Origin of the sequence: Janibacter corallicola NBRC 107790 (assembly GCF_001570965.1) — a bacterium.
GTDB classification, from domain to species: domain Bacteria; phylum Actinomycetota; class Actinomycetes; order Actinomycetales; family Dermatophilaceae; genus Janibacter; species Janibacter corallicola.
Map to the genome: position 1 here is coordinate 1 of NZ_BCSR01000021.1, position 18011 is coordinate 18011.

Here is an 18011-nt window from a genome sequence, read left to right on the forward strand (position 1 = left end):
GGCGGCGGGGCGAAGGGGGCCGGTCACCGGCCCCCTTCGCCCCGTCTGCTCAGGCCCCGGGGTCCTTCGGCAGCTGCTGGTGGGTGGCCACGGCCAACCGGTTCCACACATTGATCGTGGCGATCGCGAGGAGCACCTGGACCAGCTCCTCCTTCGAGAACTGCGCCGCGGCGGCCTCCCAGACCTCGTCGGGCACGCCCTGCTCGCCGATGAGCGTGACCGCCTCGGTGAGGGCCAGCGCGGCCTGCTCCGCCTCGGTGAAGAAGTCCCGCGCCTCCCGCCACCCGACGAGGATGTCCAGCCGGCGCTGCTCCTCGCCGTTCGTGCGGGCGTCGCGGGCGTGCATGTCGAGGCAGAAGGCGCAGCCGTTCAGCTGCGAGGCCCGCAGCTTGATCAGCTCGTAGAGACCGGTGTCCAGCCCGCTGCTGCGGACGTAGGTCTCCATCCCCAGGACGGCCTTGCCCGCCTCGGGGTCGACCGAGAAGTAGTCGAGCCGTGCGCTCATGGTGATCGCTTCCTCTCCTGACGTGGGTGTGGAGCCTCTCAACGGACTCCGCTCACCCGGAACTGGATGGACACGCGCGGCCCCACGGTCGCGCTGGTCTTGGGGACGGCGTGGTCCCAGGTGCGTTGGCAGGCGCCGCCCATGACGACCAGGTCGCCGTGCCCGAGCGAGACCCGCTGTGAGGCGCCGCCGTCGCGCGGGCGCAGCGCCAGGTGCCGGGAGGAGCCGAGCGAGACGATCGCGACCATCGTGTCCTCCTCGCGGCCGCGCCCGATGCGGTCCCCGTGCCAGGCGACCGAGTCCGCGCCGTCGCGGTAGAGGCACAGCCCGGCCGTGACGAAGGGCTCGCCGAGCTCGCGGGCGTAGTGCGCGGAGAGGTCCTCGCGCATGTCCGTCAGCAGCGGGTGGGGGAGGGGCTCGTCCTCAGCGTAGAAACGCAGCAGTCGCGGCACGTCGACGACGGAGTCGTACATTCGGCGCCGCTCCGAGCGCCAGGGGACCTCGCGCAGCAGCGTGGCGAGCACCTCGTCGGCGCCGGTCGCCCACCCCGGCAGCAGGTCCAGCCAGGCGCTCTCGTCGAGGTGGCGGCGGTGGGCTGCGCCGAGCCGCCCGAGGGTCGGGGTCGGTGCGTCGTCGAAGAGCGAGGACTGCAGCGCCATCACCCCTCAAACATACCACCATCCCTCGAACTGGTGTTCGAGAGGATCGCCCGGGGCCGAGGGGTGTCGATCGCTGTCGCCGGCAGGGGAGAGAATGGTCCGGTGCCCCTATACCGCGACTCCGGGGTCGTCCTGCGCACCCACAAACTGGGTGAGGCCGACCGGATCATCACCGTGCTCACCCGCGAGCGCGGCAAGATCCGTGCCGTGGCGAAGGGGGTGCGCCGCACCAAGTCCCGCTTCGGTGCCCGCCTGGAGCCCGGGATGCACGTGGACCTGCAGTGCTACGAGGGGCGCAACCTGGACACCGTGACCCAGGCCGAGACCCTTGACCCCTGGGGCGACACCATCGCCCGGGACTACCGGCGGTGGACCGCGGCAGCCGCCGTCCTGGAGACCGCGGACCGGCTCACCGAGGAGGGCCAGGTGGCGGTGCAGCACCACCTGCTGCTCGCCGGAGCACTGCGTTCCCTCGCCCAGGACGAGCACGCCTCCGAGCTGGTCCTGGACGCCTATCTGCTGCGGGCGGTGGCCGTCTCGGGCTGGGCGCCGAGCTTCCACGACTGCGCCCGGTGCGGCCAGACCGGCCCGCACCGCGCCTTCCACGTCGCCTCCGGTGGGGTGCTGTGCCGCGACTGCCGGGTACCTGGCTCCTCGGCACCCGCCCCCGAGACCCTCGAGCTGCTCGCCGCACTGCTGACCGGTGACTGGGTGGTCGCCGACGCCTCGTTGGTGCGGCATCGGCGGGAGGGGTCCGGGCTGACCTCGGCCTTCCTCCAGTGGCACCTCGAGCGCGGTGTGCTCTCCCTTCGCCACGTCGACCGCAGCCAACACCAGAGGACCGGATGAGTCGCTACGCCACCCCCTTCGCCCACTCCAGCGGTGCCACGCCGCCGCCGGTGCCCGCCGAGCTCATCCCGAACCACGTGGCGATCGTCATGGACGGCAACGGTCGGTGGGCCAACCAGCGTGGCCTGCCCCGGACCAAGGGGCACGAGGCGGGGGAGGGGGCGCTGCTCGACGTCGTCGCCGGCGCGCTCGAGATCGGGGTGCCGCATTTGTCGAGCTATGCCTTCTCCACCGAGAACTGGCGCCGCTCGCCCGAGGAGGTGCGCTTCCTCATGGGTTTCAACCGTGACGTGATCCGCCGCCGCCGGGACCAGCTGCATTCCTGGGGCGTGCGGATGCGCTGGGTCGGCCGGCGACCGAAGCTGTGGCGCTCGGTGATCAAGGAGCTCGAGATCGCCCAGGAGATGACCCGGGACAATGACGCGATGACGCTCTACTTCTGCGTCAACCACGGTGGCCGCGCCCAGATCGCTGACGCGGTGCGCGGGATCGCGACCGACGTGGCCGCCGGACGGCTCAAGGGTTCGCGCGTCGACGAGCGCACCATCGCCCGCTACCTCAGCGAGCCGGACATGCCGGACGTGGACCTCTTCCTGCGCTCCTCCGGCGAGCAGCGCACGAGCAACTTCCTGCTCTGGCAGTCCGCCTACGCGGAGATGGTCTTCCAGGACACGCTGTGGCCGGACTACGACCGCCGCCACCTCTGGGAGGCCATCGAGACATACGCCCGGCGGGACCGGCGTTACGGCGGGGCGGTCGACGCCCCGGGCGCGTGACGGCCTAGCCCCGCCGGCGGGCCGAGCGCACCGTGCGCGTGGCACGCCGGCGGAGGCGACGCAGGTCCCGGGCCAGGGCACCCGGCGTCTCCGGGCCGGACTGCGACTCCGTGCGCGACCGTTCGGTGAGCCGCTGGAGCTCTCGGTCGGCGTGCTGGAGCTCCCGATTGGTGCGCTCGAGATCACGATCGGCGTGCCTGAGGTCCCGCCGCAGCCCGCGCGCGGCGGCGCTCAGGTCACCGATGCGCTGGTTGGCGACCGTGTGGTGGGCGGCGTGGTCGATGGCATCGGCGGACCAGCCGTCGACGAAGCTGAGGCTCTCGAAGCTCCACCGCTCGCCGAAGGCGTCGAAGTCCTTGGCGTAGGAGTCCTCGATGATCTCGCGGACCCCTCCCTCGAGCACCTCCGGCGTCATGGCCAGGGGGGTCTCGTTCGCACGAGGGGTGTAGAGCGGCTGGTCCTTGCCGAGCGGCTCGAGGTGGGCGTGGACGTCGGCGAAGAGCGTGCCGAGCTCCTTGAGGCCGTAGACCCTCGTGTAGTTCACGCTCTGGGGACGCACCGAGCGCACCTGGTTCTGGAAGTGAACGTCGTGACGCAGCTCGGGGTGGGTCTCCCACGGGCGGGCGTGGACGAAGGCGCGCCAGTCCTCGAGTACCTGCTCCGCCGACGTCGGCGTGCGGGGGAACCACGGCTGGTCGGAGTACATCTCCACGTACCTCGCGTGCCGCACGAGGAACTTCGACTCCCATGCCGACCACAGCCGGCTGAAGGGGCTGCGGACGACGGCGAAGACGAACCAGTCGTCCGTGGGGTCGATGGCCGCCAGCTGTTCCGGCGGCAGCTGGGTCAGCTGCGGGGTCCGTTGCCAGCGCTGGCGCCCGCCGTGGATCCCGAGGAGGCGGCTCTGCTGGCCTCCGATCGCGCCGACGAAGGATTGGGGGTTCTCACCCGCGAGATCGGCGACCATCCAGCGCAGACTGGTGCAGGCCGCCTTCGTGACCGACATGTAGACCATCTTGTGGTCCGGCAGCACGAAGGAGTTCGGGGGCGGGGCGATGCCGTTGAGCAAGGGTGTGGTGGGAGCAGGCATGCTTTCGTTCGGTCCGGCGACGAGTGTGGCGTGAACGTCAACGTCTACCACACGTGGATCGCCGAGTCCCGCTCCGTGCCCGCGAGACCCGCTGCGCGACGCCCTTTCAGCCTCCGTGGTCACCGGCGCAGTCGGTGCAGCGCCCGAAGAGCTCCAGGGTGTGCGCGACATCGGTGAAGCCGTGCTCGGCCGCCACCCGGTCGGCCCAGCGTTCCACGGTCGGCCCCTCGACCTCGACGGTGCGGCCGCAGTCGCGGCAGACGAGGTGGTGGTGGTGCCCGGTGCTGCACCGGCGGAAGACCTGCTCGCCCTCGTCGGTGCGCAGGGTGTCGACGATGTCCTCGGCGACCATCGCCTGCAGGGTGCGGTAGACGGTGGCCAGCCCGATCCGCTCGCCACCACGGTGCAGGCTGGCGTGGACCTCCTGTGCGGAGCGGAAGCCGTCCACACCCTCCATGTCGCGCTCGATCGCGATGCGCTGGCGGGTCGGACGTCTGGTGGTGGTTCCGCTGCTCATCATCGGCTCCCTTCGAGATCGCCCTCGGCGCCGGGGACGTCGCCGTGCTCGTCCCAGTGGTCCCCGTGGCGGGCGTGCCGGTGACCGTCGTGCAGGTAGTCGACGTGGTCGCCGTGCAGGACGACGTCGTGGCCGCACTCCTCCCAGTGCACGTGCTCGTGGGTCTCGGCGCTGCGGTGGCGTGTCATCCGGGAGTGGTGGAGCAGCCAGGAGCCGAGCGCGGAGGCCACGAAGACCGCGATCGCGAGCAGCACGATCGTCGCCCCCGAGGGGGTGTCGGCGTAGAAGCTGGTGAAGACGCCGCCGGCGCTGGTGAGCAGTCCGACGGCGACGGCCGCGAGGAGGCTCCCGCGGAAGGAACGGCCCAGGTGCTGCCCGGTGGCATTGGGCAGGATCATCAGGGCGCTGATGAGCAGCAGGCCGATGACGCGCATCGAGATGACGACGGTGACGCCGGTGAGCACCGCGAGCAGGATGTTCGTCGCGAGCACCGGCAGACCCGAGGCGCGGGTGTACTCCTCGTCCTGGGCGACGGCGAAGAGCCGGTCGCGCAGCAGCAGGACGGTCACGAGCACGACCGCGGCGAGGACCGCGAAGGCGATGAGGTCGCCCCGGGAGACGGTGTTGAGGGCGCCGAAGAGGTATCCCTGCAGGTTGGTGCTCGACCCGTCGGGTGCCTTTGAGATCGTGACGACACCGGCGGCGATGCCGCCGTAGAACATCACCGCGAGCGCGAGGTCCCCGCCGGTGCGGCCGTGGTGGCGCAGCACCTCGATCGCGACCGCACAGGCCACGACGACCACGAGAGCGGTCAGCACGGGGGAGTTGCCGGTGAAGACCCCGACCCCGACCCCGGCCAGCGCCACGTGGCCCATCCCGTCGCCGATGAGGGACAGGCCGCGCTGGACGAGGAAGACCCCGACCAGTGGTGCGGACGCGCCGACCAGCAGCGCCGCGATGAGCGAGTTGCGCATGAACTCCAGGCTGAGCAGGTCCATCATCGCGGGCCTCCGGTCGGTGGGAGCGCCGTGGTCTGCACGGGGGAGGGGGCGGTCGGCGCCGTGACGTCGTGATCGGCGGGACCGAGGTCGCCCGGCAGTTGCGAAGGGGGGCCGTCGTGGACCACGCGGCCGCCGCGGACGAGCACCGCCCGGGTGACGACGTCGGCGAGGGGGGCGAGCTCGTGGGTGACGATGACGAGCGTGGCGCCGCGCTGGACGAGCCGGCGCATCACCGCGGTGAGGACCTGCTGGTGGCCCCGGTCGACACCGGCGGTCGGTTCGTCCATGAGGAAGACCTCGGGTCGGCTGGCCAGCGCCCGGGCGATGAGCACCCGCCGCTGCTGGCCCCCGGACAGGGTGGCGACGTCGTGCTGGGCGAGGTCGCCGAGGCCGACGACGGCCAGGGCCTCGGTGACCAGGGCCCGGTCGGCGAGGGAGCGGACCCGCCACGGCGCCCACCATGGTGTGCGCACGGTGCGTCCCATGGTGACGATCTCCTCGGCCGTCGCTTTGACGGCAGAGGCGAGGGTGTGCCGTTGCGGGACGTAGCCCAGACCCGCTGCCGCCGCGCGTGACCTGAGGGGGGCGCCGCCGACCCGACCGCTGCCGCGGTGCAGGTCGGCCAGCCCGAGCAGACCGCGCACGAGGGTGGACTTGCCGGCGCCGTTGGGGCCCAGGACCGCGACGACCTCGCCGCGGCCGATGGTCAGGTCGACATCTCGGACCACGGTGCGGTCCTCGTAGCCGAAGGCCGCGCCCCGCAGCTCCAGGACCGGCTCGGCCCCGGCGGCCGCGGGCGTCGCTCTCGTCCTCAGCTGCATGCTGCTCCCTCCTGCACCGCGGCGAGGTTGCTGCGCATGACCTGGAAGTAGTTCGACCCCTTCGAGTCGTCCGAGAGGCCCTCGATCGGGTCGAGCACGGCGACCGTGGCGTCGGCGTCGTCGGCGATGGTCTCGGCCAGTGCCGCCGGCAGCTGCGGCTCGGTGTAGACCGTCTCGATCCCCTCGTCGCGGATGTGGTGGATCAGCTCGGCCATCACCCTCGGGCTCGGCTCGTCGTGCGGGCTCAGGCCCGCGATGGGTTCCTGGGTGAAGCCGTACCGGTCGGCGAAGTAGCCGAAGGAGGCGTGGCCGGTGACGAGCTCGTGGCGCTCGCAGTCCGCCAGGCCCGAGCTCAGCTCTCGATCGAGCCGGTGCAGCCGCTTGGCGAAGTCCTTCGCGTCGGCCCGGTAGTCGGCCGCGTGCTCCGGGTCCGCCTCGGCCAGCCGGTCACCGATCGCCTCGCCGACGTCGGCGTAGCGCGTCGGGTCGAGCCAGAAGTGGGGATCCATCCCACCGTGATCGTGGCCCTCGTGCTCGCCGTGGTCGTGGCCCTCGTGGTCGTGACCCCCTTCGCCCTCCGCGGACTCCGGGGCCAGGTGCGCGGCGGGTGCCACGTCGAAGGCCGCGTCGCCGGCCCCGGCCGCGGCGTCGTCGACGGCGGGCTGGAAGTCCTTCAGGTAGATCAGCTGGTCGGCCTCCTTGACCTCGAGCACCTGCCTGGGCGTCAGCTCGAGGTCGTGGGCCTCGGTCCCCGGCTGGGTCAGGTTGCTGCTCACCACGTGCTCCCCGCCGATCTGCTCGACGGCGTACTCGAGGGGGTAGAAGGAGGTGAGCACCTCGAGCCGGCCGTCCTCGGACCCTGTGCTGCTCGGGCCGGTGCAGCCGGCTGCGGTGATGAGGGAGAGGCAGCAGGCGCACTGCAGTGCACGGGTCATGAACATGACAATCATTCTCAACTTAAGTGAGAATGATTGTCAATCTCGGGGGGAGGGCGATCAGCGGGGGACCACTTGGATGACCGTCAGGCCGGCGATGAGGACGATGACCGCGATCCGCATCAGCCGCTCCGCCACGGTCAGGCGCGGCCAGCTCAGGGCGAGCATCCACGCGAGGTAGAGGATGACCAGGCCCCACGCGATCGCGCCCCACGGGCCGAGGAAGCCGCCGATCAGCACGAGCGCGAAGACGACGATGATCGGCACGGCCGGGGGGAGGCGGCTGATGAACGTGATCGCGGGGAGGCTGGCCCGCTCGAGGGCATTGGTCGCCACCGGCTCGGGGCGTTGCGAAGGCGGTCTGCTCACCCCCTCAGGGTAGGCGGGGCGCGGGCCCCCTTCGTCATCGAGGCCGATGGGCGGCCCGCGGGCGCGGAACGTTAGCCTGCCCCCATGGCCAAGCCGACCTCCACCGTGGACACCGTCGTCAACCTCTGCAAGCGCCGGGGATTCGTCTTCCCGTGCGGGGAGATCTACGGCGGTACCCGCTCCGCCTGGGACTACGGACCCCTGGGCGTGGAGCTGAAGGAGAACATCAAGCGCCAGTGGTGGCGCTCGATGGTCATCGGCCGCGACGACGTCGTCGGTCTGGACTCCTCGATCATCCTGCCGCGGGAGACCTGGGTCGCCTCCGGCCACGTGGGCACCTTCAGCGACCCGCTCGTGGAGTGCCTCAGCTGCCACCGGCGCCACCGCCAGGACCACCTGCAGGAGGCCCTCGCGGACAAGGCCGCCAAGAAGGGCAAGGAGATCGACCCCGACGAGGTCCCGATGTCGCAGATCGTCTGCCCTGACTGCGGCACCCGGGGGCAGTGGACCGCGCCGCGCGAGTTCAACATGATGCTCAAGACCTACCTGGGCGTCATCGAGGACGAGTCCGGGCTGCACTACCTGCGCCCGGAGACCGCGCAGGGGATCTTCATCAACTTCAACAACGTGCTGCAGACCTCGCGGAAGAAGCCGCCCTTCGGCATCGCGCAGACGGGCAAGTCCTTCCGCAACGAGATCACGCCCGGCAACTTCATCTTCCGCACGCGGGAGTTCGAGCAGATGGAGATGGAGTTCTTCGTCAAGCCCGGCGACGACGAGGACTGGCACGAGTACTGGATCGAGGAGCGCACCCGCTGGTACACCGACCTCGGGATCAAGCCGGAGAACCTGCGCCACTTCGAGCACCCTGAGGAGAAGCTGAGCCACTACGCAAAGCGGACCGTCGACATCGAGTACCGCTTCAACTTCGCCGGCAACGAGTGGGGCGAGCTCGAGGGCATCGCCAACCGCACCGACTTCGACCTGACCAGCCACAGCAGGCACTCCGGCACGGACCTGGTCTTCTACGACCAAGCGAACGACGAGAAGTACACGCCGTACGTCATCGAGCCAGCGGCCGGGCTCTCCCGCTCGATCATGACCTTCCTCGTTGACGCCTACGCCGAGGACGAGGCCCCCAACGCGAAGGGGGGCGTGGACACGCGCACCGTGCTGCGCCTGGACCACCGGCTGGCACCGGTCAAGGCGGCCGTGCTTCCGCTCTCGCGGAACGCCGACCTCTCCCCGAAGGCCCGCGACCTGGCGACGCAGCTGCGCAAGAACTGGAACGTCGACTTCGACGACGCGCAGGCGATCGGCAAGCGCTACCGCCGCCAGGACGAGATCGGCACCCCGTACTGCATCACGGTCGACTTCGACACCCTCGAGGACCAGGCCGTGACCATCCGGGACCGGGACACGATGGCCCAGGAGCGGGTCTCGCTCGACCAGGTCGAGGCGTGGCTCGCCCCGAAGCTGCTCGGTAGCTGATCCGGGTGGCGCCGGCGGGTGCGGACGTCCGGCTGCTGCTCGTCCACGGCAGCCGCCTCAACGCCGCCGCGTGGGTGCCGCTGGAGCGCGAGCTGCTCGGCCGGGTCGTCTGCGACCACCTCGACCTGCCCGGGCACGGTCACGCGGCGGGTGAGCGCTTCACGCTGGCGGGGGCCCGCGCCGCGGTCACCGAGGCCGTCCTCGACCTCGACCCCCGTCGGCACCGGATCGTGCTCGCCGGCCACAGCCTCGGGGGCTACGTCGCCCTCACCTGGGCCGCACGCAACCACCGCATCCTCGACGGGCTCGTCCTCATGGGGGCGACCGCCCAGCCCTCGAGCCGGCTCGCCGGCATCTACCGCGCCGTCGGCGGCCTGCTGCGCACCGGACTGGAGGACCCGAGGCGGGCGGACACGATCCGCGGGTCCGACGAGGCCGGGATGCGCCGCATCATCGGGGACGAGGTGACCGACGCGGTCGTGGCCCGGGGCCCCGGTCTGGGGGCGATCCCCGACTCCTGGGACGCGGTCATGGACGAGGTCGATCTGCGGTTGCTCGTCGACGTCGACGCCCCCGTGCTGGCCATCAACGGCGAGTACGACCAGTTCCGCGTCGGGGAGGCCATGGCCAAACGGCTGCGCCGTGACCTGCAGGTGGTGCACGTGCGTGGAGCGACCCACTTCGCCCCGGTCACCCACCCGGTCCCCGTCGCCGCGGCCCTCACCGACTTCATCACCACCCTGGGCTGACGTCGGGGCCGGTGGCGACCGGCCGGGCCGGGTCGGTGACCCAGTGGCTCCAGCTGCCGACGTAGACCGCCGCCTCGATCCCGATCTCGTGCAGGGCCAGTGCGGAGTGCGCGGCCGTGACGCCGGAGCCGCAGTAGGCGCCGACCTCCGTGCCGGGGGTCACCCCCGCCTCCGCGAAGCGCGCCCGCAGCTCCTCCGGGGGGCGCAGGCTCCCTTCGTCGCTGGTCAGGTCCGACATCGGCACGTTGACCGCCCCCGGGACGTGACCGGCGACCGGGTCGATCGGTTCGGTCTCGCCGCGGAAGCGCTCGGCCGCCCGGGCGTCGACGAGCCGTCCGCGGGCGGCCATCCCGGCGGCCGCGTCTGCGTCGAGCACCGGCAGCGAGGCAGGCCGGACGGTCACGTCGCCCGGTCGCGGCTGCACGGGGTCCGTCACGACCTCGAAACCCGCTGCGCGCCAAGCCTGCAGGCCACCATCGAGCACGAGCACGTCCGTCAGCCCGGCCCACCGCAGCACCCACCACGCCCGCGCGGCGGACAGCGAGGTCGCCTGGTCGTACACGACCACCGTCGCGCCGTCAGCGACGCCGGCCGCCCGCAGCCCGGCTTGCAGCACGTCCGGGTCCGGCAGCGGGTGGCGACCACCGGCACCGGCCGGACCGGCGAGCACCGCGTCCAGATCGACGAAGGGGGCCGACGCCAGGTGGCCGTCCGCGTAGAGCGCCGGGCCCCGTCCGTCCAGGGTGAACTGCACGTCGAGGACGGTCAGGTCCTCGCGGCGCCGCCGCTCGTGCAGCTCGGTCGGGGTGATCAGTGCGCTCACGTCGCCTCCTCGGTGTCGGTCCCGGAGTCCTCCGGGGCCTCGATCGGTACCTCGTAGCTGCCGAAGTCGGCATAGGCCCGCGGGTCCTCGCGCGGCTCGATGTGGGTCGTCACCTGCAGCCCGGGAACGGCGCGCATGAGTGCCTGCTCGACCTCCTCGGCGGTGTCGTGGGCGCGTCGCACCGACCACGAGCCGGGCACGAGCAGGTGCATCTCGGCGAAGGAGAGATGACCGGCGACCCGGGTGCGCAGCCCGTGGAAGTCCACGTCGTCGGTCCGCAGCCCGGCGAGCACGGCGGCGATCCCGGCGTTGGTCTCCGGGGGGAGCGCCTCGTCCATCAGCCCCCGGCCGGACTCGTCGATGAGGCGCCACCCGGTCCAGAGGATGTTCGCGCCCACGAGCAGCGCGACCACCGGGTCGAGGCGGTCGATGCCGGTGACGGCGACGAGCAGCACGCCGACGATCACCCCGACGGAGGTCCACACGTCGGTGAGCAGGTGCCGGCCGTCGGCGCGCAGCGTGATCGAACGGTGCGCCCGACCGGCCCGCAGCAGGACGACGGCGACGGCACCGTTGATCACCGAGGCGACCACGGAGATGCCCAGCCCCAGCCCGACCTGGTCGATGGGTGTCGGGTCGAGCAGCCGGCCGATCGCCTGCCAGATGATGAAGCCGGCGGCGACGAAGATCATCCCGCCCTCGAGCGCCGCCGAGAAGTACTCCGCCTTGCTGTGCCCGAAGTGGTGGTTGTCGTCGGCGGTCCGGGCCGCCACGCGCAGCGCGACGAGGGCCGCGACCGCCGCGACGAGGTTGACGATCGACTCCGCGGCGTCGGCGAGCAGTCCGACCGAGCCGGTCACGTACCAGGCGCCGGCCTTCAGCGCGATCGTCGCGAGGGCGGCGCCGATGGAGAGCCAGGCGAACTTCTCCAGGGCGCCGCGCGGCAGGCCGCCGGTCTCCGGGCTCATCCCACGCTCGCCGCGAACCAGATGACCGCGACCGCGGGCACGAGGATCAGTGCCATGACGACCCAGCCCATCGGCCGCCCGAAGTTGACGGTCGTGCCGACCCCGGTCCGTTTGGGGACGAAGACGTGGGGATCCTCCGGGTCGGCGTACACCAGGCCCCAGAGGCGCCATCCCTCCCGGTCGTCCCGCGAGCCGCCGCCGGAGCGCAGCGAGGCCACGACGATCCACACGAGGGTGGCCAGGATCGCGGCGAGGACCAGCCAGAGGCCCCATCCGGGCGCCACGGCGTCCTCGGAGAGGTACTGCGCCAGCGACACCAGCGAGATCCCGCCACCGATGACGAAGCCGAGCGCGGCGAGCGGCTGCACCAGTCGGCCGTGCCCCTGCGAGCGCACGAGCAGCAGCGTGGCGAAGACGGCCAGACCGCTCAGCAGCCCGACGACTGCCGGCATGAGGACGGTGACGGTAGAGCGCGCCTCGAAGCGGTCCGGGTCACCCGCCGGTCCGAAGTGGACCGGGTAGGGGTCGGGCAGCTGATCGAGGCGCACGAGGCCGACGACGATCGCGAGCGCCCCGAGGGCGAGCATGCCGAGCAGCCACGGCAGGGCCGGGCGAAGGGAGGCGGGAGCCTCCCCCTTCGTCTCCTGCTGGGTCCGTGGCCGACTCATGCCCTCGATTGTCCCTCGCGGGCAGCACGGTGGGACACTGGGCTTCGCCATGACCACTCTGACCGAAGCCACCGACACCGCCGCGACCACCGGGGAGCGGGTGCTGCCGCCCCTGCGGATCGGGCGCCACGTCATCGAGTCCCCGGTCGTCCTGGCGCCGATGGCCGGCGTGACGAACCGGGCCTTCCGCCGGATCTGCCGCGAGGCCGGTGACGCAGGGCTGGCCGCCAGCGGTGCGACGGGGGCGCACAGCCTCTACGTCAACGAGATGGTCACCTCCCGCGCGCTCGTCGAGCGCACGCCGGAGTCGATGCGCCTCATCGAGCACGACGAGGACGAGGTCCCCCGCAGCGTCCAGCTCTACAGCGTGGACCCGGCGACCACGGCGAAGGCAGTGCGGATGCTCGTGACCGAGGAGGGGGCCGATCACATCGACCTCAACTTCGGCTGCCCCGTCCCGAAGGTCACCCGCAAGGGCGGCGGCGCCGCGTTGCCGTGGAAGCGCGACCTCTTCCGCTCCATCGTCGCCGCGGCGGTGTCCGAGGGGGCGAAGGGGGACGTGCCGGTGACCGTGAAGATGCGCGCCGGCATCGACGACGAGCACCTGACCTATCTCGACGCGGCGCGGGCCGCCGTCGACGAGGGCGTGGCCGCGGTCGCGCTGCACGCGCGCACCGCGAGCCAGGCCTACTCCGGCACCGCCGACTGGTCGCGCATCCGCCTGCTGAAGCAGGAGATCACCGAGGTCCCGGTCCTGGGCAACGGCGACATCTGGTCCGCCGAGGACGCGCTGGCCATGGTCGAGCAGACCGGCTGCGACGGCGTCGTCGTCGGGCGCGGCTGCCTGGGTCGGCCGTGGCTCTTCGCCGACCTGGCCGCCGCCTTCGCCGGGACGACGGTTCGGGTGCGGCCCACGCTCGGTGAGGTCGGGGCGACGCTGCGTCGCCATGCCGAGCTGCTCACCGACTTCCACGGCGACGAGCTGAAGGCCTGCCGCGACATCCGCAAGCACATCGCCTGGTACCTCAAGGGCTTCCCGGCCGGCTCGCGGATCCGCAACCAGCTCGCCCTCGTGGACTCCCTGACCGCCCTGGACGAGCTCATCGCGACCCTCGACCCCGACACGCCCTGGCCGGGAGAGGCGGCCGAGGGCCAGCGCGGCCGTGCCGGCTCCTCGCGCGTGGTCCACCTGCCGGAGAACTGGCTGGCCAGCCGGGAGCTCGACGAGGACCAGCAGGCGCAGGTCGCCCAGGCCGAGCAGTCGGTCGTCGACGGGGGCTGAGCCTCAGCTCAACGTGCGTTCGCCTCCGCCTTGCGGCGCATGTAGTACCGGGCCACGCGTGCCCGGTTGCCGCAGATCTCCGGCGTGCACCACCGGCGGCGGGGGTTGCGGGCGAGGAAGCGCACGACGCAGGCCGGGGCCTCGCAGCGGCGCACCTTGAGGATGTTCGGTGACGTGAGGAGCTCCACCGCCGCGTCGGCGAAGCCGGCGGCCACCCGGCTGCCGACCGGCCCGCTCCGGTGCGGCGCCGCGACCAGACGGCTGCCGTCCCACCGCGCGCGACTCGCGGCGGGAGCGGCTGCGGCCACGTCGTTGAGCGCCGAGACGGCACGTCGCGGCGGCCGCTTCTCGTGGCGGGCGGCCTCGATGGTCACGGCGGCGTGATCACGCAGCTCCTGGAGGGTTCGCCAGTCGGCGTCGGTGAGCGTGCGGGGGTCGACGTCGAGCCCCATGCGCTCGGTCTCCATCGCGAGCCACTCCGTGCGGCCAGCCGAGTCCTCGAGGAGGTCGACCCACGTGTCCGCGAGGACGAGGTGGGTGTTGACCAGGTCCAGCGCGGGGGGCTCGCTGTTGAGGACTGGGAGTCCGGAGGGCAGGGGGATCACCCACTAATGGTATCCGCTCGCTCGGACCGTGTGACGAGGCGTGCCGCGGAGTCTTGTCAACTAATGCCCAAGAATCTCCTTGACCCATTAGGTATTCCCTGCTTCGCTGTCCGGACGACTCAGACCAGGGGGGTTTGGGACCGACCGCACGAGGAAGGGGACGTGGACGTGGGGGAGACGAGGACGGAGGAGGACTACCTCTTCGACAGTGGCTCGGACCTGGGGGCCGAGCACGTGGGGCACCTGGAGAGCTTGCTGGACGATCCGACCACACGGTGGCTGGAGGGGACGGGGATCGGACCGGGGCACCACTGCCTCGAGATCGGCGCCGGCAGCGGATCGATCGCCCGCTGGCTGGCCGAGCGGGTCGTGCCGGGGGGTCGGGTGGTCGCCACGGACGTGGCCACCGAGCAGATCGCTCGGCACCCCGGGGTGGAGATCCACCGGGGCGACATCACCGAGGGGGTGCCGCCCGGCGGGCCCTTCGACCTCATCCACGCCCGGCTGGTGCTGACGCACCTGCCGCAGCGGGAACGCGTCCTCACCGAGTTGGTGCGGGCACTGGCCCCGGGAGGGTGGCTGGTGCTCGGCGAGCTGACGCCTCGCCCACCGCGGGTCCTCGCGGCGCCGCGGTCCTCGGACCGGGAGCTCTTCGAGCGGATGCAGCACTTGTCCATGGACGTCGTCTCACCGGCCGGCGGGATCTCCTTCCAGTGGGGGGCCGAGGTGCCGGACCGGATGGCCCGCGAGGGCCTCGAGGAGGTCCGGGCCACGGAGTGGTCCCGGACGAATGTCGGCGGGGACCACGGCTGCCTGCTGCACCGGAACCTGAACCTGCAGGCGGACGCCCCGCTGCGTGCCGCAGGCGCCACGGAGGAGGAGCTGGCCCGCTACCGCGAGCTCATGCTGGACCCGGGGTTCACGGCGTGGTTCTACCAGTTCGTCTGCACGAGGGGGCGGAGGCCGGTGTGACGCTGCCGACGCTCGCGACCCTGCTGGCCTTCGGGGGAGCGACGTTGGCGATCGTCGCACTGCCCGGGCCGTCCGTGCTCTACGTCGTCACCCGCAGTCTCGAGCACGGGCGGGCAGCAGGTCTGTGCTCCGTGCTCGGGATCGAGGCGGGTGCCCTGGTCCACGTGGCAGCGGCGACCGCGGGACTGGCCGCGGTGCTCGAGCGCACCCCGGTCGCGCTGGACCTGCTGCGCTGGGGGGGTGCGGCCTACCTGCTGTGGCTGGCGTTGCGGGAGCTGCGTGGCGGAGGGCAGGGAGCGGGCCCGGCAGGTGCCGCGCCGAGTCGACGCCAGCTCTTCCGGGAGGGCCTCGTGGTGGACCTGCTCAACCCGAAGACGGCGCTGTTCTTCCTCGCCTTCCTGCCCCAGTTCGTCGACCCGCACCGGGGGCCGATGACCCACCAGCTCGCGTCGCTGGGGCTGTGCTTCGTCCTGCTCGCGCTCTGCTGCGACGGCGCCTACGCGCTCGGGGCCGGAGGGCTGGCCACCCGCGTGCAGTCCTCGGCCCGGGGGGCGCGGCTGGTCCGGGTCGGCGCCTGCCTGACCTACATCTCGCTCGCGGTCGTGGCCGTCGCCGCGTGAGGTGTGCCGCCGGGGCCAGCGGGTAGGCTGGGGCGATCGAAACCGATCGATGGAGGAGACCATGGGGTTTCTCGACAAGTTGCTCGGGCGCAGCAACGAGCTGAAGAACAAGGCCGGCAAGTATGCGGACCAGTACGGCGACAAGATCGGTGAGGGGCTCGACAAGGCGGGCGACACGGCCAACAAGGCGACCAAGGGCCGCTTCGAGGGCCAGATCGACAAGGCGAAGGGGGCCGCGAAGGACGGCGTCAGCAGGCTCGGTGAGCAGGGCGGTGGCACCGACGGCCAGGCGCCCGGTGGTCACCAGGGCTGAGCTCTCCGGTCTCCGAGGAGTGGGGCGCGGCCCTTGGACTCCGGCCGCTGGGCGGCCTACGTCCTGAGTCGGGCCGACCCCACCCCTCGAACACCGGCTCACTCCACGATGTCGAGGAGGCCGCCCCCTTCGACCTGCTACTGGCTGTTGATGGCGGTGCGCGAGACCGTCCCCGCGATGGCGGTGGTGATGCCGGCCTCCATCTTCATCGCCTCGATGGTGGCGACGGTGTCGCCCGACTCGACCCGGTCACCTTTCTCCGCCCAGCGTGAGCAGATCGCCCGAGCCGAGCTGTCCGTCACCTGGGGCTGACTACCAACGTTCAGATCGCTGCGTATTCCAGTAGCATCGGGAATAGGCGCCCGTTACCGGCTTGGAGGTCGTGCATGCCATCACTCAGGGAAATTCAATCTTTCGGTGGGAGTGCTGCCGAGGACGATGATATTGATCGATTTTTCGTCCGGACTCCAGCTTTTGAGGCACTTCGCTCCGGTGAGCGACAAGTAGTAGTCGGTCGCAAGGGCTCCGGAAAAACTGCTCTCTACATGGCTCTCGCAAATGAGGCCCGACGCACGAATGGCGACTTGGCGGCGTCGCTTTCGTTCGCTCAGTACCCATGGTCGGCCCATTACAAGTATGCCTCGACAGACGTCACCGAGGCTGAGCGGTTTGTCGAGTCGTGGAAATTTCTGATTCTTGTGACTGCGCTCTCTGAAATTCTAGAATCGGGAAGCGTCGACCTCCCTCATTTCGTAAATCGAGCTCTTGGTGAAGTTGCCAAATTCTTGAGAGACAACTATGGCTCGACGAGATTGGACTTTAAGAAGGTATTTCCGGGCGCTGGTCTCTCCTTGGATGCAGTCAACGTAAGTCCCCAGTTCGCTGGTTCGGGTCTTGGTGGAGTCTCTGGTAAGCGGTCGAGTCAGTCTGCTGCCCTCGGAGAAACACTTTCACGTCTCAATGAGTGGCTTGAATTGAAGTTGGGGTCTGTTGGTGGCGAGGTGCCAACAACGTACGTCCTCTTTGATGAGCTCGATCTTGGGTTCTCGCCTGACGATAAAAACTACGTAAGCCGCATAATTGGGCTTCTGATTGCCGTCAGGAGGTTTGCGAGCTGGGCAAAAAGGAGTGGCGTTCCCGTGCGACCCATCGTATTCCTGCGGTCAGATATATTTGATATTCTTAAGTTTGGCGACAAGAATAAGATTCGCAATGCAAATCGAGTCGAGCTGATGTGGAACGACGACTTGAATTATAACGACGCCAGTCTCAAGGAGTTGATGGACTGGCGGATAAAGGAGTCGCTGGGGCTTGATTATGAGGAAGGGGCTTGGGAGGAAGCGTTCGAGGATAGGCTAACGCGCGGAACCCAGCACAAATTTCACCACATCACATTTCGGACCTTCCTGCGTCCGCGAGACGTGATCCAGTTCTGCAATTTCGCACTGGCCGAGGCGAAGGATCGCGCCGAACGCGAAGGGGGTGAAGGGGAACTGAAGATCACGAATGATGACATCAAGGCGGCTAGGGGTTCCTACTCTGAATACTTTCAACTGGAGTTGGATGATGAGCTTGGCGAGGCGGAGCCGAAGTGGGAGGAGGGCCTGGAGGTCCTCAAGGCCATCGGGGCGGCGAGTTTCACGCGGAAGGACTTTGACGCCGCCTATCAGCGAATTGCGTCACGGACCCGTCTTCCTTGGGGTGGCCCCGAGGAGTTGCTCGGTTTCTTCTATGACTTCTCTGTCGTCGGCTTCGAGAAAACCAGAAGTAGTGGATCGGGGAGGAGTCATCACTTTCGCTATCAAGGCGAGTCAGTCAAGCTTGTACCCGATGCGCGGTCATTTCTGGTGCATCGCGGGCTTAAGGAGTCGCTTGATATTAGCGAAACTTGACGGAGCGTTAAACCTAGGCTCCGAAACATGGGCTGGCATTGCTGTGTGAGGGGCTAGCCAAGGCTCTTGCCCAACTGGCGCGGGAGACACACCCGCATTGGTTTGG

General features: G+C 70.2%; 22 protein-coding genes. 9 read left to right on the plus strand and 13 right to left on the minus strand.

Annotation, left to right across the window (positions count from 1 at the left end):
- Nucleotides 1-49: 49 nt before the first annotated feature.
- Both JCO01S_RS09030 and JCO01S_RS09035 read right to left on the minus strand, forming a co-directional pair.
- The gene (locus JCO01S_RS09030; RefSeq protein WP_068254127.1) at nucleotides 50-505 is read right to left on the minus strand and encodes a carboxymuconolactone decarboxylase family protein; all 456 of its coding nucleotides are present in this window, start codon (nucleotides 503-505) and stop codon (nucleotides 50-52) included.
- Between the two features lie 38 nt (nucleotides 506-543).
- On the minus strand, nucleotides 544-1164 hold the full coding sequence (locus JCO01S_RS09035; protein ID WP_068254128.1) for an alpha-ketoglutarate-dependent dioxygenase AlkB: 621 nt from the start codon (nucleotides 1162-1164) through the stop codon (nucleotides 544-546).
- 102 nt (nucleotides 1165-1266) lie between these two features.
- Between JCO01S_RS09035 and recO the strand changes: the two genes are divergently transcribed.
- Both recO and JCO01S_RS09045 read left to right on the plus strand, forming a co-directional pair.
- Nucleotides 1267-2013, plus strand: coding sequence for a DNA repair protein RecO (recO, locus tag JCO01S_RS09040; RefSeq protein WP_068254130.1), 747 nt, complete (start codon nucleotides 1267-1269; stop codon nucleotides 2011-2013).
- Complete coding sequence (locus JCO01S_RS09045; RefSeq protein ID WP_068254133.1) at nucleotides 2010-2789, plus strand: isoprenyl transferase; 780 nt, start codon at nucleotides 2010-2012, stop codon at nucleotides 2787-2789. The genes recO and JCO01S_RS09045 overlap by 4 nt, the downstream gene beginning before the upstream one ends.
- A 4-nt stretch (nucleotides 2790-2793) precedes the next feature.
- Here the strand turns inward: JCO01S_RS09045 and JCO01S_RS09050 are convergent, their stop codons facing one another.
- The 6 genes from JCO01S_RS09050 to JCO01S_RS09075 all read right to left on the minus strand — a co-directional run bounded on the left by JCO01S_RS09050 (nucleotide 2794) and on the right by JCO01S_RS09075 (nucleotide 7522).
- Nucleotides 2794-3879 carry a sulfotransferase family 2 domain-containing protein gene (locus tag JCO01S_RS09050; RefSeq protein ID WP_169796922.1) on the minus strand — a complete coding sequence of 362 codons (1086 nt, stop codon included), beginning with the start codon at nucleotides 3877-3879 and terminating at the stop codon, nucleotides 2794-2796.
- 106 nt (nucleotides 3880-3985) lie between these two features.
- Nucleotides 3986-4399: a Fur family transcriptional regulator gene (locus JCO01S_RS09055; RefSeq protein WP_068254140.1), complete on the minus strand. Its 414-nt coding sequence runs from the start codon at nucleotides 4397-4399 to the stop codon at nucleotides 3986-3988.
- On the minus strand, nucleotides 4396-5397 hold the full coding sequence (locus JCO01S_RS09060) for a metal ABC transporter permease (protein WP_068254143.1): 1002 nt from the start codon (nucleotides 5395-5397) through the stop codon (nucleotides 4396-4398). The genes JCO01S_RS09055 and JCO01S_RS09060 overlap by 4 nt, the downstream gene beginning before the upstream one ends.
- Nucleotides 5394-6218 (minus strand): metal ABC transporter ATP-binding protein, encoded by an 825-nt coding sequence (locus tag JCO01S_RS09065; RefSeq protein ID WP_084342787.1) that lies wholly within the window; start codon nucleotides 6216-6218, stop codon nucleotides 5394-5396. Before JCO01S_RS09065 ends, JCO01S_RS09060 begins: the two co-directional genes overlap by 4 nt.
- Nucleotides 6209-7153, minus strand: a complete 945-nt coding sequence (locus JCO01S_RS09070) for a metal ABC transporter substrate-binding protein (RefSeq protein WP_245634383.1) — start codon at nucleotides 7151-7153, stop codon at nucleotides 6209-6211. Before JCO01S_RS09070 ends, JCO01S_RS09065 begins: the two co-directional genes overlap by 10 nt.
- Before the next feature lie 60 nt (nucleotides 7154-7213).
- Nucleotides 7214-7522: a DUF6703 family protein gene (locus JCO01S_RS09075; RefSeq protein ID WP_157074541.1), complete on the minus strand. Its 309-nt coding sequence runs from the start codon at nucleotides 7520-7522 to the stop codon at nucleotides 7214-7216.
- Between the two features lie 84 nt (nucleotides 7523-7606).
- Between JCO01S_RS09075 and JCO01S_RS09080 the strand changes: the two genes are divergently transcribed.
- Complete coding sequence (locus JCO01S_RS09080; protein WP_068254150.1) at nucleotides 7607-9013, plus strand: glycine--tRNA ligase; 1407 nt, start codon at nucleotides 7607-7609, stop codon at nucleotides 9011-9013.
- Nucleotides 9014-9018: 5 nt separating this feature from the next.
- On the plus strand, nucleotides 9019-9762 hold the full coding sequence (locus JCO01S_RS09085) for an alpha/beta fold hydrolase (RefSeq protein WP_068254151.1): 744 nt from the start codon (nucleotides 9019-9021) through the stop codon (nucleotides 9760-9762).
- On the opposite strand, the gene JCO01S_RS09090 is transcribed toward JCO01S_RS09085, so the two are convergent.
- From JCO01S_RS09090 to JCO01S_RS15695, 3 genes are read right to left on the minus strand one after another with little or no spacing between them, the layout of a single operon-like run.
- Complete coding sequence (locus JCO01S_RS09090; protein WP_068254153.1) at nucleotides 9746-10585, minus strand: sulfurtransferase; 840 nt, start codon at nucleotides 10583-10585, stop codon at nucleotides 9746-9748. The two genes, JCO01S_RS09085 and JCO01S_RS09090, sit on opposite strands and share 17 nt — an antisense overlap.
- A complete protein-coding gene (locus JCO01S_RS09095) occupies nucleotides 10582-11553 on the minus strand; it encodes a cation diffusion facilitator family transporter (protein WP_068254156.1) in 972 nt (323 codons plus the stop codon). The genes JCO01S_RS09090 and JCO01S_RS09095 overlap by 4 nt, the downstream gene beginning before the upstream one ends.
- Nucleotides 11550-12221: a DUF5808 domain-containing protein gene (locus JCO01S_RS15695; protein ID WP_068254160.1), complete on the minus strand. Its 672-nt coding sequence runs from the start codon at nucleotides 12219-12221 to the stop codon at nucleotides 11550-11552. The genes JCO01S_RS09095 and JCO01S_RS15695 overlap by 4 nt, the downstream gene beginning before the upstream one ends.
- Before the next feature lie 49 nt (nucleotides 12222-12270).
- On the opposite strand from JCO01S_RS15695, the gene dusB reads away from it, so the two are divergent.
- A complete protein-coding gene (gene dusB / locus JCO01S_RS09105; RefSeq protein WP_068254163.1) occupies nucleotides 12271-13503 on the plus strand; it encodes a tRNA dihydrouridine synthase DusB in 1233 nt (410 codons plus the stop codon).
- 8 nt (nucleotides 13504-13511) lie between these two features.
- On the opposite strand, the gene JCO01S_RS09110 is transcribed toward dusB, so the two are convergent.
- A complete protein-coding gene (locus JCO01S_RS09110) occupies nucleotides 13512-14108 on the minus strand; it encodes a CGNR zinc finger domain-containing protein (protein WP_068254166.1) in 597 nt (198 codons plus the stop codon).
- A 162-nt stretch (nucleotides 14109-14270) separates the two neighbouring features.
- Here JCO01S_RS09110 and JCO01S_RS09115 point away from each other — a divergent pair, with 162 nt between their 5' ends.
- The 3 genes from JCO01S_RS09115 (at nucleotide 14271) to JCO01S_RS09125 (ending at nucleotide 16013) form a co-directional block, all read left to right on the plus strand.
- A complete protein-coding gene (locus JCO01S_RS09115; protein ID WP_068254169.1) occupies nucleotides 14271-15080 on the plus strand; it encodes a class I SAM-dependent methyltransferase in 810 nt (269 codons plus the stop codon).
- A complete protein-coding gene (locus JCO01S_RS09120) occupies nucleotides 15077-15700 on the plus strand; it encodes a LysE family translocator (RefSeq protein WP_218002251.1) in 624 nt (207 codons plus the stop codon). The genes JCO01S_RS09115 and JCO01S_RS09120 overlap by 4 nt, the downstream gene beginning before the upstream one ends.
- Nucleotides 15701-15761: 61 nt before the next feature.
- On the plus strand, nucleotides 15762-16013 hold the full coding sequence (locus JCO01S_RS09125) for an antitoxin (protein ID WP_068254266.1): 252 nt from the start codon (nucleotides 15762-15764) through the stop codon (nucleotides 16011-16013).
- Nucleotides 16014-16150: 137 nt separating this feature from the next.
- On the opposite strand, the gene JCO01S_RS15415 is transcribed toward JCO01S_RS09125, so the two are convergent.
- Nucleotides 16151-16369: a biotin/lipoyl-containing protein gene (locus tag JCO01S_RS15415; protein ID WP_084342791.1), complete on the minus strand. Its 219-nt coding sequence runs from the start codon at nucleotides 16367-16369 to the stop codon at nucleotides 16151-16153.
- 30 nt (nucleotides 16370-16399) lie between these two features.
- Here JCO01S_RS15415 and JCO01S_RS15700 point away from each other — a divergent pair, with 30 nt between their 5' ends.
- Nucleotides 16400-17905, plus strand: a complete 1506-nt coding sequence (locus JCO01S_RS15700) for a P-loop ATPase, Sll1717 family (protein WP_157074543.1) — start codon at nucleotides 16400-16402, stop codon at nucleotides 17903-17905.
- Nucleotides 17906-18011: the final 106 nt, after the last annotated feature.